Source organism: Desulfonatronospira sp. (genome assembly GCA_003563255.1).
Classification (GTDB): domain Bacteria; phylum Desulfobacterota; class Desulfovibrionia; order Desulfovibrionales; family Desulfonatronovibrionaceae; genus Desulfonatronospira.
In genome coordinates, this window is the sequence record PWSL01000262.1 from 1 (window position 1) to 14,318 (window position 14,318).

A 14,318-nucleotide genomic window follows, 5' to 3' on the forward strand; every position below is an offset into this window, starting at 1 on the left:
TGCGCGGCGGGGAGAGCACCTGAGCTTAGTGTCCAAAAATGAAACAGTCCCAGTGCCAAGTGCTAAACCCCCGTCATGGCTCAAATTTTTCTTGTTTTTTGTGACAGGGTTTCAGGAGTAAGTCACTAAAGATTCTGCACTTCCCCGGGACGGTCCGGGGCGACTCCCAACAGGCATATTTTATGCCTGTCGGCCAGGTCCACCGCCTGTTGCCGGTCGAAGAACAGACTTGTTTCGGCCTCATAAGCCAGGCAGGTCGCCCCGGCCTGTATCATGGTCTTCACGGTCTGGCTGCCAAGAGCCGGCAGGTCGATACGATGGTCCTGCCCGGGCTTGAATATCTTAACTACCGTCAGGTTAGAGCCTGAGAGCTCCCCTGCCCGCAAAATGGTCCGGTCAGTGCCCTCTATGGCCTCCACCGCAACCACCGCCCTTTCCTTGACCACTATGCACTGTCCGATGTCCATGCTGCCTACCTGCTTTATAATGGGCCAGGCAAAGAGGATATCCTGTTTTTCCGCCGGGGATGGGGCCCGCCTGGTGAGAAGGCCTGCCGGAGAGACAAGCTCCGGTACGAAGTCTATGGCGGAAACCACCTGAAATCCTTCCTGGTGCAGTTCATCAGCTACAGCGCTCAACAGGGCATTGTCGTTGCGGCTGCGCAGGTTCACCAGGAGTTTTACGGCTCTGAAATCCGGCCTCAGGTCAAAGGCCCGGGGTTTGTTGATGGGGCCTGCAAATACAACCCGGGAAGCACCGGCCTGATGTAAAAACCGGATAAGCCTGCCCAGCTGTCCCAGCTTAAGCCAGGTCAACCGGTCGGTATAGGCCTCGATTTCAGGCAGGGTGTCGCGCTCAAATGCTGCTGCGGCTATCCGGTAGCCCTGTCTGCGGGCGCTCTGTGCAACCTGCAGGGGAAAGCTGCCCCCCCCGGCTATCAGCCCCAGCATGTCAGCCTGATTCATCTTGCTCCGGTGTACGCTGCAGGGATACCACCCCCCTTTTGCTTGATTTTATAAAGGCCAGCAGATTTTCAGTCAGTTTGAACCCTTTGAAGTCCTGCCCGGCTTTTTCCAGGGCCTGGACATGTGTGAGGTCTGATTTCCAGATGATATTGAAGGCCTTTTTCAGGGCAGAGATCTCTTCCCTGGAAAAACCGGCCCGACGCAAGCCGATGAGATTGGGGCCTAACAGCCTGGCTCTTTCACCAACTGCCAGCATGTATGGAGGGACATCCTGGGCTATGCCGCTCTTGCCTCCGATGAAGGCATATTCGCCGATGCGGGCGAACTGGTGCACAGCACACAACCCGCCTATCACCGCCTGTCGGCCCAGGTGAACATGGCCTCCCAGGGTGGCCCCATTGGCCATAATAACCCCGTCTTCCAGCATGCAGTCGTGGGCTACGTGAGTATAGGCCATGAGAAAGCACCCGGATCCGATGCTGGTGACTCCCCTGCCATCGGGGGTGCCCCGGTTCAGGGTGGTGTATTCCCGGATCTTGTTGTTGTCCCCCAGGCGCAGCCAGGTTTCCTCGCCCTGGTACTTGATGTCCTGAGGGGCTTCGCCCAGGCAGGCATAGGAATAGACATAATTGTTCTGTCCCAGACTGGTGAAACTTTTGATCTGGGCGAAGGCGTCAACCCTGGTACCCTGTCCCAGACTGGTACTTGCCTCGATGATAACATAAGGTCCGATGACTACCCCGGAACCTATGTCTGCTTCAGGATGCACTATGGCTGTGGGATGGATTAACGGTTTCACTAGCGATCTTCCCGGTCTACGATGGTTGCTGAAAAAGTGCCTTCGGCCACTACTTTGTCATCCACTGCAGCCTGTCCGTGCATCCGCCACAGGCTCATGCGGTGCCGGTCGTAAGTGATGTTCAGATACATGGAGTCGCCGGGAAAAACAGATTTTCGAAAGCGGACCTTGTCCACCCCGGTGAATAGAAAAATCTTGTCCTGCATCTGGTCCGGCACACTGGCAAGCACCAGCAGTCCCCCGGCCTGAGCCAGGGATTCCAGGATAAGAACCCCGGGCATTACCGGATAAGCCGGAAAGTGCCCCTGGAAAAACGGCTCGTTTATACTGACATTCTTTACAGCCTGCAGGCTGTTGAAGGGTTCCATCTGCAGCACCCTGTCCACCAGAAGAAAAGGATAGCGATGCGGTAAAAAATTCAGAATGTCCTGAATGGACATTTGAGTTCCTGATGACTGACTCACTGATCTTCTCCTTGCCCCGGTTTTTTCATTGCCTGGATTTCTTTTTCCAGCTGCCTGATCCTTTTGTTCATCTGGGAAAGTTTGGGCAGCAAAATTGCGTTGCGTAAAAATGTGGTATGTTCCATGGCGGGGATTCCACCGGCGTCGGTATCGGCAGGCAGGGATCTGCCTACTCCGGACTTGGCGGCCACCCGGCAGTTGTCTTCAATTGTCAGGTGACCGGCAACCCCCACCTGTCCTCCCAGGATTACATTGCTTCCCAGGCGTACGCTTCCGGATATGCCCACCTGAGATATAAGTATGCAGTTTTGACCCGTAGTGACGTTGTGGGCAATCTGGACCATGTTGTCGATTTTGGTACCCCTGCCTATTCTTGTCTCGCCGAGGGAGGCTCTGTCAATTGTGGTACAGGCGCCGATTTCCACGTCCTCTTCCACCACCACCCGGCCCACCTGAGGAATTTTGAAGTGCTTTTCCCCATCATGGACAAAGCCGAAACCGTCGCTGCCGATGACCGCCCCCGGGTGGATAATCACCCTGTCTTTGATGAGGCTGTCAGACATAATGCTGACCTGGGGATATATCAGGCATTCCCGGCCCAGGGTGACATTTTCTCCAATATATGTATGGGGGAAAATACGGCACCCGGCTCCTATGCGCGTGCCTGCTCCAATAAACACCATGGGGTGGATGACGGCTGTAGGGTCAATGTCTGCAGCTGGATGGATGCAGGCCTGGTCCGGGCGGCTTGCCTGTTCTCCCTGCGGGCGATAAAAGATATGGACTGCTCTGGCAAAGTCCAGGTATGGATTGTTGCTTTTCAGGGCCCTGCGGACCCGGTCCGCGTGTTCAGGTCTTATTACCACCGCACCTGCCGAGGTGTGTTTAAGTTGGGGATGGTATTTCGAATCCGAAATAAAGGAAAGCTCCCCCGGGCCGGCATTCTCCAGGGCGTTGACTCCTTTTATGTCCAAATCGTCACCGGTATGCTCCAGTCCCAGGCGGGCTGCAAGCTCGGACAGCATCATTATGATCTCTCCCTGACGCGGGCTTTGCCCGCAACCCAGTTATCGGTTCCTTGATATTACGTAGAAAGTCACTAATTTCTGGCTTCCCAGGCCTGGTTCACCTTCTGTATAAGTTCATCAGTAATGTTCAGGGCGTCACGGGCGTAGATTATTCCGCTTCCATGAGCATCCAGGATCATATCAAAGCCGTTTTCCTTGGCATACTCGTCAACGACATCGAAAATCACTTCGATGATGGGGTCTGAAACTTCCTGTTCCTTCTGCTGCATGCTCATCTGGTAGGACTGGTACTTCTGCTGAAACTGCTGCATTTTCTGTCGCAATTCAGCCTCCATGTCCTGCTGGGCCTCCTGGCTCAGGACCATGCTCTGCTTTTGAAGTTCTCTGCGCAAGCTTTCCACCTCGGCCCTTTTCCTGTCCAGGTCTGCCCGCATCTCTTCAAAACGAAGAGTCAGCTGTCCCAGGGCCTGCTTGCCGGGCTCGGATGATTCAAGTATACGCTGCACTTCTAGAATGCCGATTTTCTTTTCAGCCAGGGCCATACCTGGAATAAGCAGAAAGATGATTAATAAAAAAGCTGTTTTTTTCATATAATTACACTCCTTGATCTTGATTTAAAGTGTCTGTTCAGCGCATTTAAGGTGAGCAGGTTACAGGCACTCCGGAACCCACTTGAGCATCGTTTTGTGCTTAAAACGACTCATTATTTTGGACAAGTGGGTCCCGGAAGTGCCGGTCCCCGTGCCACATACAAAGCGCTGAACAGATACGATTTAAAATTCATGTCCCATGGAAAACTCCAACTGGCTGCGACTGCTGTCTTTCAGATCGTCCAGGGCATATCCGTATTCCACCCGGATGGGCCCCATGGGCGAGTACCAGCGAATGCCCGCCCCGATACTCTTGTACAGGTCGAAATCCACACCCTCTCCGATGTCCCAGACATTGCCGGCATCGAAAAAGACCAGGCCCATGAGCCCTATCTCCTGGTTCAGGGGGTGCAGCAGTTCGAAGTTGGTAAAAAAATGCTTGTCGCCGCCCTTGACTTCGCCGTCATCAAACCTGGGGGCCAGTTTGCGCGCAGCATAACCACGCACGCTGTTGATTCCACCCAGGCGGAAAAGTTCAAAATTGGGGATATCCTTGTCAGTATTGCGCATAACATAACCAGCCTGTCCTCTCCAGTGAAAAATACTCCTGTCCAGGATGGGACGATAATATGATGAACTGCCTATGTACTTAATGAAATTGTCGTCCCCCTGCAGCAGTCCTCCTGCATACTCCACGGACAGAAGGTTCCTGGTTCCCCTGGAAGGGTTGATGCGACGGTCGCGGCTGTCGCGGATGGCCGCGACATAAGCTCCACTGGACCAGTTTTCCCCTTCCAGGGCCTTGATGTCGCGGTGAGCATCATCATCCACGTCGGTTATCCTGTAGTTTTCCAGGCGGTAATTCCAGTGCAGCCTGGTGTACTCCCCCAGGGTATAGGCGAATTTGGCCCTTCCCCCGCGTGTTTCGCGGTCATACGTGAAGTATTCTTCTTCAATCCAGTACAGGTCTCCTCCCAGACCCAGCTTGCTGTCCCGGAAACGGGGGTTCCAGAAATCCAGGTCAAAGCGGGTGGTACGGGCCCCGAAACTACCGCTGAAACTGAGCCGGTAGCCTTTGCCGAACAGGTTGCGCTGCTGGATCATGCCGGTGAAGAAAACCCTGTCATAAGAAGAATAGCCTGCACCAGCCGACAGCATGCCGGTGGGTTTTTCCTCCACCCGGGCCACCAGGTCCAGGGTGTTCTCGTCTTCAGTAGGCACCGGCTGGATATCCACCTGTTCAAAATAATCCAGGCGGTGCAGCCTTTCAGTTGATCTTCTAATGTCGCTGCCTCGGAAAAGATCTCCGTCTGTCAGCCGCATTTCCCTGCGGATGACATTGTCCCTGGTCCGGGTATTACCCTCTATAAGTACCCGTCCGATGTATATCCTGTCTCCTTTGTTCAGGTTATAGACTACATTGACCTTTCTTTCGTCTTCGTCCACCTGCATGTCGACGTTTGCCTCGGCAAAGGCATAGCCGTAATCGGTGTAGAAGTCGACCAGGTTCTGGGTGTCCTGCTGCATGGAGGCCCGGCTGAAATATTCACCTTTCTGGCCGAGTTCATGCAGGACGGTCAGTTTTTCCAGTTCATCCTCGCTTACAAGGAGGTCCCCGCGGAAAGAGACTTCCCCCATCCTGTAACGGGGCCCTTCGTTAATATGAAAAGTCAGGTAGATACCGTCTTCTTCATAGTTCACCTCGGGGTGTCCCACCCGGACGTCGATATATCCATGATCAGCATAATACGCTTCCAGAGCGGCCACGTCCCTGTCCAGGAGTTCTTCGCGCAGGATTCCCCTGCCTGTAAGCCAGGAGAAAATTCCGCGTTTTTTGGTCTCCATTTCCCGTCTCAGGGTGCGCTCGCTGAACTCCTGGGCTCCCTGAATCTCGACTCCCTGGATGTAAAGGCGCCGGCCTTCGTTGATACTAATATTGAGATTGGCCTGGCGCTCGTCGACCTCGCTTATGCTGTAGTCCACAGTGGCGTTATAATACCCCTTCCCCCGGTAAAGCTCCCTGATTCTGGCCAGGTCTTCGCTGATTATCCGTGGGTTGACCACGGACCCCGTCCTGGTGGTCAGCACTTCCCTGACATCTCTTTCCCTGATGTTGTCGGTACCTGATATGTTGATGTTTTGAATGAGGGGCTTTTCATCTACTACTATAGTAATTTCCTTGCCCCGGGGGGTGTCATCCACGTGAAACTGCACGTCATCGAAAAAACCCAGATCAAATATGTTGCGCAGCTCCTGGTTGAGTTTTTCCTGGTCGTACATATCCCCTTCCTGGACCTGCAGACGCAGCAGTACTACGTCCGGGTCCAGAATATCCATGCCTTCGATGTCAATAGAGGCGATGCGCTCCTCTCGCAGCATTTCCTGAAAGACTTTTTCAGCCAGTTCTTCCACAGCAGGCAGGATATTTATCACCCCTTCCCGGACTATGTAAAAAGGGACGGTCTCCCTTTCGCCGTAGCCGTCCACCAGCCTTGCATCCAGGCTGATATACTCTTCTATGGCATTGAAGGTGCCGTAAAGGGCAAAGCGGCCATCCCCAAGAAGCGCCAGCCTTCTGGCCTGCTCCACGTCCAGATAGCTTATTTCTTCCCGGGTGATAAGGGTCTGGCCCAGGTCAGGCTCCACCACCTCCAGGTTCTTGTCCCTCAAAGAGGTGCTGAGCATGGAGGGCAGCCCGGTACGCAGGTACCCAAGCTCATCCGGCGCATTGATTTCAAAAGGCAGTACCAGGATCGGGTGCTGCCTGGCCTTGGCCGAAGATACTGCCAAGAATATGAGCAGCAGAGCGCCAAGAAAGGCCAGAGCCGTCCGCAACAATAAATTTTTATTTAAGCTCATACATGCCACCTGATTTAAGTTCATAATTGATACTCATGCGCGATGCCAGTTCCAGGTTGTGGGTGACGACCACCAGAGTCATGCCCAGTTCATTGTTGAGATACAGCAACAAGTCCCCTACTTCGCGTCCCTTGGTCTCGTCCAGATTACCGGTGGGTTCGTCAGCCAGCAGTACCCCGGGCCTGGGCAGAATAGCCCTGGCAACGGCCGCACGCTGGCTTTCACCTCCTGACAAAGTGGTTACGTTCTGACGGGCCTTGTGCTCCAGGCCCACCTGTGCCAGGGCCTCCCGGGCGGCTTCATGGGCCTTTTTCCTGTTTTCTCCACTTATGATGGCAGGCATGGCCACGTTTTCCAGAGTGTTGAATTCGGGAAGCAGGTGATGAAACTGAAAAATGAAGCCTATTTCGGTCCTTCTAAGTCCGGCTTTCTGGACCGGTGAAAATGTTGAAAGATCCCGGCCGCAAAAGGATATCCTGCCGCTGGTGGGATCATCCAGGGTACCCAGAAGATGCAGAAGTGTACTCTTGCCGCATCCCGAGGCACCCTGGACCGCCACGGCCTGTCCCTTTTCAATGCGCAGGTCCACCCTGTCCAGGACTGTAACGGTTTCCGGGCCGGAAATGAAAGACTTGCTCAGTTTATCCAGTTTGTAAAGGGGTTCATTCATGCCTTAGAGCCTCGGAGGGGTTGAGCCCCGACGCTTTGCGGGCCGGGTATATGGTGGCCAGAAAGCACAGGACCAGGGCGGCCACAGCTATTATAATCAAGTCTGAAGTGTGCAGGAGCACCGGCAGGTACTCCATGAAATACACATCCGCCGGCAGGCGGATAAACTTGTAGTTTTCAATAATATAGCAGCCTCCCAGGCCCACTGCAAAGCCCAGAGCGGTGCCCAGACCCCCGATCATAAGTCCCAGCAGGGTGAATATGTTGCGGATCATCTGTCTGGTGGTGCCCATGGACATGAGTATGGCTATATCCCGGGTCTTTTCCATGACCAGCATGACCAGGGCGGTGATGATGCTGAAGGACCCCACCAGGACAATCATGGCCAGGATAACGCCCATGGCGATTTTTTCCAGTTCCAGTGCAGCAAAGAGGTTTTCGTTCATCTCCTTCCAGTTGCGCACGTAGTAGGGGTACCCCCCCAGCTCATCGGACACTCTTTGGGAAAGTTCCCGGGCCCGGTCAGCGTCGTGGATCCTCAGTTCCATGCCGGAAACCACGTCGCGTGTAAACCCCATAAGTTCCTGGGCGTCATGGATTGTAGTGTAGGCAAAAGTGGTATCATACTCATACATGCCTGTTCTGAAGACTCCCCGGACATCAAAGGTGGTTATGCTGGGCGTGAAGCCGGCTGAAGTGGCTTCCCCGGACGGAGCCATGATGTTCACTGTGTCGCCTGTGCCGGCCCGGAGGATGGCGGCCAGCTCCTGCCCGATAATCAGGCCGGGAAAGTCTTTTTCAAGCTTCAGATCCAAAACTCTCCCCTGGACCATTTCCTGGTCCAGCCCCAGAACTCTTTCGGCGCCCTGGGGATCAATCCCCCTGAGCACCACCCCCTTGACCCCCGAGGGAGTGCTGAGCATGACTTCAGAATAGATGAAAGGGGTGGCGCCCCTGACGCCGGCGATTTCTTCCAGGTCATCGGCCATATCCCGGTAATCGGCGATGGTGCCGGTGTGGCTGCCGACAATAATATGAGCGTTCAGCCCCAGGATCTTGTCACGCAGGTTCTCGCTGAAACCGTTCATTACCCCCAGGACAATGATAAGAGCTGCAACACCCAGGGCCACTCCCAGTACGGACAAAAGGGAAATGACCGATATAAATGCCTGCTCCCTCTTGGCTCTTAAATAGCGCAAAGCCACAAAAAATTCGAAACGCATCAGGACGTACCAGCCTCTGGGCGTAGAAGCGGGAAGAGGATAACTTCCCGGATTGATGAGGAATCCGTGAAAAGCATGACCAGGCGGTCAATACCTATGCCTTCACCTCCAGCGGGAGGCATGCCGTATTCCAGAGCCCGGATGTAGTCCTCGTCCATAAAATGAGCCTCCACGTCCCCGGCCTCCTTTTCCTGGACCTGCTCCTGGAACCGGTTTTTCTGATCCTGGGGGTCGTTCAGCTCGGAGAAGGCGTTGGCTATTTCCCGGCCGGCGATAAAAAGTTCAAAACGGTCGGTAATGCCCGGGTCCTGGTCGTTGCGCCTGGAAAGCGGGGAAATCTCTGTCGGGTAATGATATATAAAGTGAGGCTGCACAAGCCTGGGCTCCACCAGAAGGTCAAAAAGCTTGGCCTGCACCTTGGCCGTTTTTTCTCCGGGGACCACGTTTTCACCCAGGCGCTTGACCAGTGCTTTTGCCGTTTCCGGATCCTGGTAATCCCTGGGAGACAGCCCTCCGATTTCTTCCAGGGATTCGAAAAAGGGAATCCTGGTCCAGGGAGGAGTGAAATCAATGGTGTTTCCCTGGTAGCTTATCTGTGTGCCGCCGGTCATGCACCGGCACAGCCCGCTTATCATTTCTTCAGTGAAGTCCATGAGGTCCCAGTAATCCACGTATGCCCGGTAAAACTCCAGCATGGTGAACTCCGGGTTGTGCTGGGTGGAGATGCCTTCATTTCTGAAATTGCGGTTGATTTCGTAAACTTTTTCAAATCCGCCCACCAGCAGTCTTTTGAGGTATAGCTCAGGTGCCACCCTGAGGTAAAGCTTCATATCCAGGGCGTTGTGGTGGGTGTTAAAGGGCCTGGCGGTTGCGCCTCCGGGGATGGTCTGCATCATGGGGGTTTCCACCTCGATGAAGTCCCTGGCATCGAGAAACTCTCTGATGTACCTGATAATGCGGGTTCTGGTCAAAAAAATCTGTTTGGCAGAAGGGTTGACTATTAGATCCACGTACCTCTGGCGATAGCGGGTCTCCACATCCTTGAGGCCGTGATATTTCTCTGGCAGGGGGCGGATGGACTTGGTCAGAAGCTGGACCTTTTCCGCCTTGATGGTCAATTCCCCGGTCCTGGTGCGGAACAGTCCGCCCCGGACTCCGACAATATCTCCAACGTCTAGTTTTTTGAAGACCTTGAATTCATCTTCCCCAAGAACGTCCCTCTGAACAAAAATCTGGATCCTGTCGCTGTGGTCCTGAATGTGGGCGAATATAACCTTACCAAAGGAACGCAGGGCCATAATCCTGCCTGCTACCTCGTAATGGAGCGGGTCTGCTTCCAGGGCCGCGGTATCAAGGCTTCCCGCCTCCTGAAGGATCCGGCAGATGTCTGTATCCTTGCGGAAGCTGTTGGAAAATAGTTCGATCTGCTGTTCCTGCAGGTCCTTAATTTTCTGCCTGCGGTTTTTCAGGAGTTGGCTTTCGCTTTGATCAGGTGAACTGTCAGGAATCTGGCTGGTTTTTTTCATATTATTTTGTGTTATGGCTGGTCCTCCCGGGGCCGGAACCATTCAGGGGCTCCTCGGTGGTGGTCAATGGCACAAGGCCTGGGGACCGTCCTTAGCTATGTATTGTTTGTGCATCTGTATCACTACAGCGACACTTTATTTAAGCTGGAAATGGACAGGCTCTTTTGTCGCCGTATAGTCCAGCTGTTTTAAGGTTTGAGGTCGGCAAAAGTGCCTGTCACCAGAGGCCGAGGCGATTATTTTCACAAAGAGTCGCTGTAGTGTTAATTCTTTAAATTTATTTCAAAATCACCTGCCCGTCAAGAAACACCCATGCCTCGAGCCCTTAAAAATAATGACCGGTGTCATTTTTTAGACGGCTGAACCCATATGCAACTAGACAGTATGATTGCTGTCTCCAATTGATATGAGAACTGGTCATGCATGATAAACAGGGTGTAATTCATGCACTGTTCTTTTTCAATCATTTCAACGCAGCTGATCCACAAAAGCAGTGCTGAATCGATACAGGTGGCTATGCTGGCCTTCAGGTTGAAGGGAGGTAGAAACTGCTTGACAGATGTTTATGTTCTGTTAAGATTTACAAATCTTTTTAGCGCATCATAAGCGCTATTAGCAAAGCAGGGGACAGGCACTCCGGTGCCTGCTTGAGCAAAATTTTGTACATAAAATGACTCATTTTCTGGGACAAGCTGGTCCAGTAAGATTAACCTTCAGGGGGTCCTCGGAGGTGATTACCGGCCGGCTTCGGCATCACCCTGAATGTTTACCCGGAAGAGCCAGTTCCAGTGCCACATGCAAAGCGCTGAACAGATACGTTGAAAGTTACAATTAGCGACGCACGGCCACGATGCACGATGGATGATTAATCGGGTCCACCTTCAACCGCAGGGTATGATATGGAAAAAATTGTTATCAAGAACGTAGTCAAGATTTTTGGAGACCACCCGAAAAAAGCCCTGGATTTGTTACTCCAGGGAGAGCCCATTTCCGAAATTTTGAACAAGACCGGCAACGTGGTAGGGGTGGCTGATGTTTCCTTTACCGTGAATGAAGGCGAAATTGTTGTGGTCATGGGGCTTTCAGGAAGCGGCAAGTCGACCCTGGTGCGCTGCATAAATCGCCTTTTCGAGCCCACAGCCGGAGAGATCTATGTGGACGGCCAGGATGTCTGCCAGCTGGGCACCAAGGAATTGAGGGATTTTCGCAGGCAGAAGTTCGGCATGGTTTTTCAGAATTTTGCTCTTTTCCCACACCGGTCCGTGATCAATAACGTTGAGTTCGGCCTGGAAGTGCAGGGAGCAGACAAGGCGGAAATGAGACAGAAGGCTGAAACTGCTCTGGAAATGGTCGGGCTCAAGGGCTGGGGGGACAAGTATCCCAGCGAGCTTTCCGGAGGTATGCAGCAAAGAGTCGGTCTGGCCCGGGCCCTGGCCCTGGATCCGGATATTCTGCTTATGGACGAGGCCTTCAGCGCCCTGGATCCTCTGATCCGCCGGGATATGCAGGACGAGCTCATAAATCTGCAGCAGAGCATGCAGAAGACCATTGTTTTTATCAGCCACGATCTGGATGAAGCCCTGAAAATCGGGGATCGTCTGGTGATTCTCAAGGACGGTGCCGTGGTTCAGATTGGAACCCCGGAGGAGATCCTGACCAAACCGGCCACGGAATATGTACGCAAATTTGTGGAGGAGGTGGACATCACCAAGGTGCTGACCGCTGAATCCGTCATGAAAAAATGCCAGGATGTTGCCTATCTGGGATCCGATGGTCCCAATGCCGCCTTGCGCAAGATGAAAAAGAACGCCATAGCATCCCTTTTTGTAGTCAAAAAGGATCACTCTTTGGCAGGCATAGTGTTTGCCAACGAAGTCCGGGACCTTGTGGACAAGGGAGAGTCTGATCTTTCAATAGTTTTACACACTGATATCCAGAAGGTTTCTCCTGATACGCCCGCCTCAGAGCTTTTTCCAATAATGCAGGATATGTCCTATCCGGTAGCCGTGGTGAACGAAAACGACAGGCTGCTGGGCATCATTGTCAAAGGCCTGCTGTTTACTGCCATTGCCGAACGAGGAGGTGACACATGAGTTTTGAACTGCCCAGGATTCCTCTTGGCAAGGGCATAGAAGCTACCCTGGATTTTCTGGTAGAAAATCTGGCCTTTGCTACCAGGGCCTTTTCCACGGTGGCGGACCAGGGACTGCGCTTTATTGAGGCTACTCTTCTGGCGGTGCACCCGGTACTAATGATTGTCATTGTAACCGCTCTGGTTTTCGCCATGACCAGGAAGCGGGGCATCACGGTCTTTACTTTTCTGGGCCTGGGCCTTATCTGGAATATGGGCCTCTGGGTAGCCACAGTCAGTACCCTGAGCCTGGTGGTGGTAGCCACCCTTATCGCCATCACCATAGGCATTCCCCTGGGAATAATCGCCGGCCTGAGCGAATGGGTTTACAGGATAGTAAGGCCCATACTGGACTTTATGCAGACTCTGCCGGCCTTTGTGTACCTTATTCCGGCGATTCCTTTTTTTGGCCTGGGCAGGGTGGCGGCCATATTCGCCACGGTGGTCTTTTCCATGCCTCCGGCAATAAGGTTTACCAACCTCGGCATCAGGCAGGTCCCCAAGGAGCTGACCGAGTGCGCTGATGCCTTTGGTGCTGACCGCTGGCAGAAACTGATCAAGATCCAGCTGCCCCTGGCCAAGACCACTATCATGGGTGGAGTGAACCAGACTGTAATGCTGGCTCTGTCCATGGTGGTTATCGCGGCCATGATCGGGGCCGGAGGGCTTGGCAGTGAAGTCTGGCGGGCCATTCAGAGGCTGCAGTCAGGAGCCGGGTTTGAGGCGGGTATCGGCATCGTAATCCTGGCCATTATCCTGGATCGCCTGCTGCAGCAACTGGCATCCAAGAAGCGATGAGCCGTTCCAGTTCCAGCGGCTTATATTCATAATTTGTATCTGTTTAGCGCTTTGCATGTCGCATGGGGACTGGGCTCTTTCCGCACTTATTTTTTAACATGTCAATCATCCTTCAAACAATAAGTGCGGTGTTGCCTGTCCCCTGCTATCTTTAAATACGCTAAACAGATACCATAATTTCAACTGGTGAGGACTGTGACTACAGGCTGATTAAATGCAGCAACCAGTCCTTGTATCAATAAACAGAAACAGGAGGTAGATTATGATCAAGAAAAGTTTAGCAGTTATGACCATGCTGGCAATGTTGATTGTTTTTCTGGCGGGTTCCGCCGGAGCACAGGGCAGGCTGACTCTGGCCTACGTGGAATGGGACTGCGCAGTGGCCAGCACCAACGTGGCCCAGGCTGTGTTGCAGGAAGAACTGGGTTATAATGTAGAGACCCTGTCAGTAAGTGCGGCGGCCATGTGGCAGGGTATTGCTACAGGTGACGTGGATGGAATGGTCACTTCCTGGCTGCCCGTGACCCACGCCGAGTACAAGGAAGCCACTGAAGGCCAGGTGGTGGACCTGGGAGTTCTTACCGATGGAGCCAAGATCGGGCTGGTAGTGCCTGAATATGTGGATATCGACTGCATTACAGAACTCAACGACCATGCTGATAAGTTCAACAACAGGATTACCGGCATTGATCCCGGGGCAGGCATCATGTCCAGAACCGAAGAGGCTCTGGAAGAATACAACCTGACCAACATGGAACTGCAGGAGGGCAGTGGTGCAACCATGGCAGCTGCACTCAGGGAAGCAGTCCGTGACGGCGACTGGGTAGTGGTAACCGGATGGTCCCCCCACTGGAAGTTCGGCCGCTGGGACCTGAAGTACCTGGAAGATCCCGAAAAAGTCTATGGTGAAGCTGAATACATCGGCAAAGTCGTTCGCCAGGGACTTGAAGATGATGCCCCTGAAGCATACCAGTTCCTGGACAATTTTGCCTGGACTCAGGATCAGATGTCAGAAGTCATGGTAATGAATGAAGAAAACCCTGATGATCTCTACGGCAATGCCGTGACTTTTATCCAGGAAAATCCAGATCTGGTAGATGAGTGGCTGGGTAGATAAAAAAATCCTTGACGAGTCACTTTGCCTGAGTTATAGTAATATCTTTGCAGGGCGATATGAAACGCCCTGCAAAGATATTTATTTTTGTAAGCCAATATTTTGTTCTTTTGTTCCCCGGTAGCTCAATCGGCAGAGCGGGTGGCTGTTAA

General features: G+C 53.1%; 12 protein-coding genes. 3 read left to right on the plus strand and 9 right to left on the minus strand.

Annotated features, from left to right (window positions below; translation table 11 throughout):
- Positions 1-125: 125 nt before the first annotated feature.
- From lpxI to lysS, 9 genes are all read right to left on the minus strand, one after another.
- Positions 126-965: a UDP-2,3-diacylglucosamine diphosphatase LpxI gene (gene lpxI, locus QZP87_RS07615; protein WP_291322322.1), complete on the minus strand. Its 840-nt coding sequence runs from the start codon at positions 963-965 to the stop codon at positions 126-128.
- Positions 952-1,764 carry an acyl-ACP--UDP-N-acetylglucosamine O-acyltransferase gene (gene lpxA / locus QZP87_RS07620; RefSeq protein ID WP_291322323.1) on the minus strand — a complete coding sequence of 271 codons (813 nt, stop codon included), beginning with the start codon at positions 1,762-1,764 and terminating at the stop codon, positions 952-954. The genes lpxI and lpxA overlap by 14 nt, the downstream gene beginning before the upstream one ends.
- The gene (fabZ, locus tag QZP87_RS07625; RefSeq protein ID WP_291322324.1) at positions 1,764-2,204 is read right to left on the minus strand and encodes a 3-hydroxyacyl-ACP dehydratase FabZ; all 441 of its coding nucleotides are present in this window, start codon (positions 2,202-2,204) and stop codon (positions 1,764-1,766) included. The genes lpxA and fabZ overlap by 1 nt, the downstream gene beginning before the upstream one ends.
- A 20-nt stretch (positions 2,205-2,224) precedes the next feature.
- Entirely contained in the window at positions 2,225-3,256 is a 1,032-nt protein-coding gene (lpxD, locus tag QZP87_RS07630) for a UDP-3-O-(3-hydroxymyristoyl)glucosamine N-acyltransferase (RefSeq protein WP_291322325.1), read from the minus strand.
- A 71-nt stretch (positions 3,257-3,327) separates the two neighbouring features.
- Positions 3,328-3,846 carry an OmpH family outer membrane protein gene (locus QZP87_RS07635; protein ID WP_291322326.1) on the minus strand — a complete coding sequence of 173 codons (519 nt, stop codon included), beginning with the start codon at positions 3,844-3,846 and terminating at the stop codon, positions 3,328-3,330.
- A 183-nt stretch (positions 3,847-4,029) separates the two neighbouring features.
- On the minus strand, positions 4,030-6,705 hold the full coding sequence (gene bamA / locus QZP87_RS07640) for an outer membrane protein assembly factor BamA (RefSeq protein WP_291322327.1): 2,676 nt from the start codon (positions 6,703-6,705) through the stop codon (positions 4,030-4,032).
- The gene (locus QZP87_RS07645) at positions 6,692-7,375 is read right to left on the minus strand and encodes an ABC transporter ATP-binding protein (RefSeq protein ID WP_291322328.1); all 684 of its coding nucleotides are present in this window, start codon (positions 7,373-7,375) and stop codon (positions 6,692-6,694) included. Before QZP87_RS07645 ends, bamA begins: the two co-directional genes overlap by 14 nt.
- Complete coding sequence (locus tag QZP87_RS07650) at positions 7,368-8,597, minus strand: lipoprotein-releasing ABC transporter permease subunit (RefSeq protein ID WP_291322329.1); 1,230 nt, start codon at positions 8,595-8,597, stop codon at positions 7,368-7,370. Before QZP87_RS07650 ends, QZP87_RS07645 begins: the two co-directional genes overlap by 8 nt.
- Positions 8,597-10,123, minus strand: a complete 1,527-nt coding sequence (gene lysS / locus QZP87_RS07655; protein ID WP_291322330.1) for a lysine--tRNA ligase — start codon at positions 10,121-10,123, stop codon at positions 8,597-8,599. The genes QZP87_RS07650 and lysS overlap by 1 nt, the downstream gene beginning before the upstream one ends.
- 899 nt (positions 10,124-11,022) lie before the next feature.
- Here lysS and QZP87_RS07660 point away from each other — a divergent pair.
- From QZP87_RS07660 to QZP87_RS07670, 3 genes are all read left to right on the plus strand, one after another.
- A complete protein-coding gene (locus QZP87_RS07660) occupies positions 11,023-12,216 on the plus strand; it encodes a glycine betaine/L-proline ABC transporter ATP-binding protein (protein ID WP_291322331.1) in 1,194 nt (397 codons plus the stop codon).
- Positions 12,213-13,052 carry a proline/glycine betaine ABC transporter permease gene (locus tag QZP87_RS07665; protein WP_291322332.1) on the plus strand — a complete coding sequence of 280 codons (840 nt, stop codon included), beginning with the start codon at positions 12,213-12,215 and terminating at the stop codon, positions 13,050-13,052. Before QZP87_RS07660 ends, QZP87_RS07665 begins: the two co-directional genes overlap by 4 nt.
- Before the next feature lie 262 nt (positions 13,053-13,314).
- A complete protein-coding gene (locus QZP87_RS07670; RefSeq protein ID WP_291322333.1) occupies positions 13,315-14,169 on the plus strand; it encodes a glycine betaine ABC transporter substrate-binding protein in 855 nt (284 codons plus the stop codon).
- Positions 14,170-14,318 lie beyond the last annotated feature (149 nt).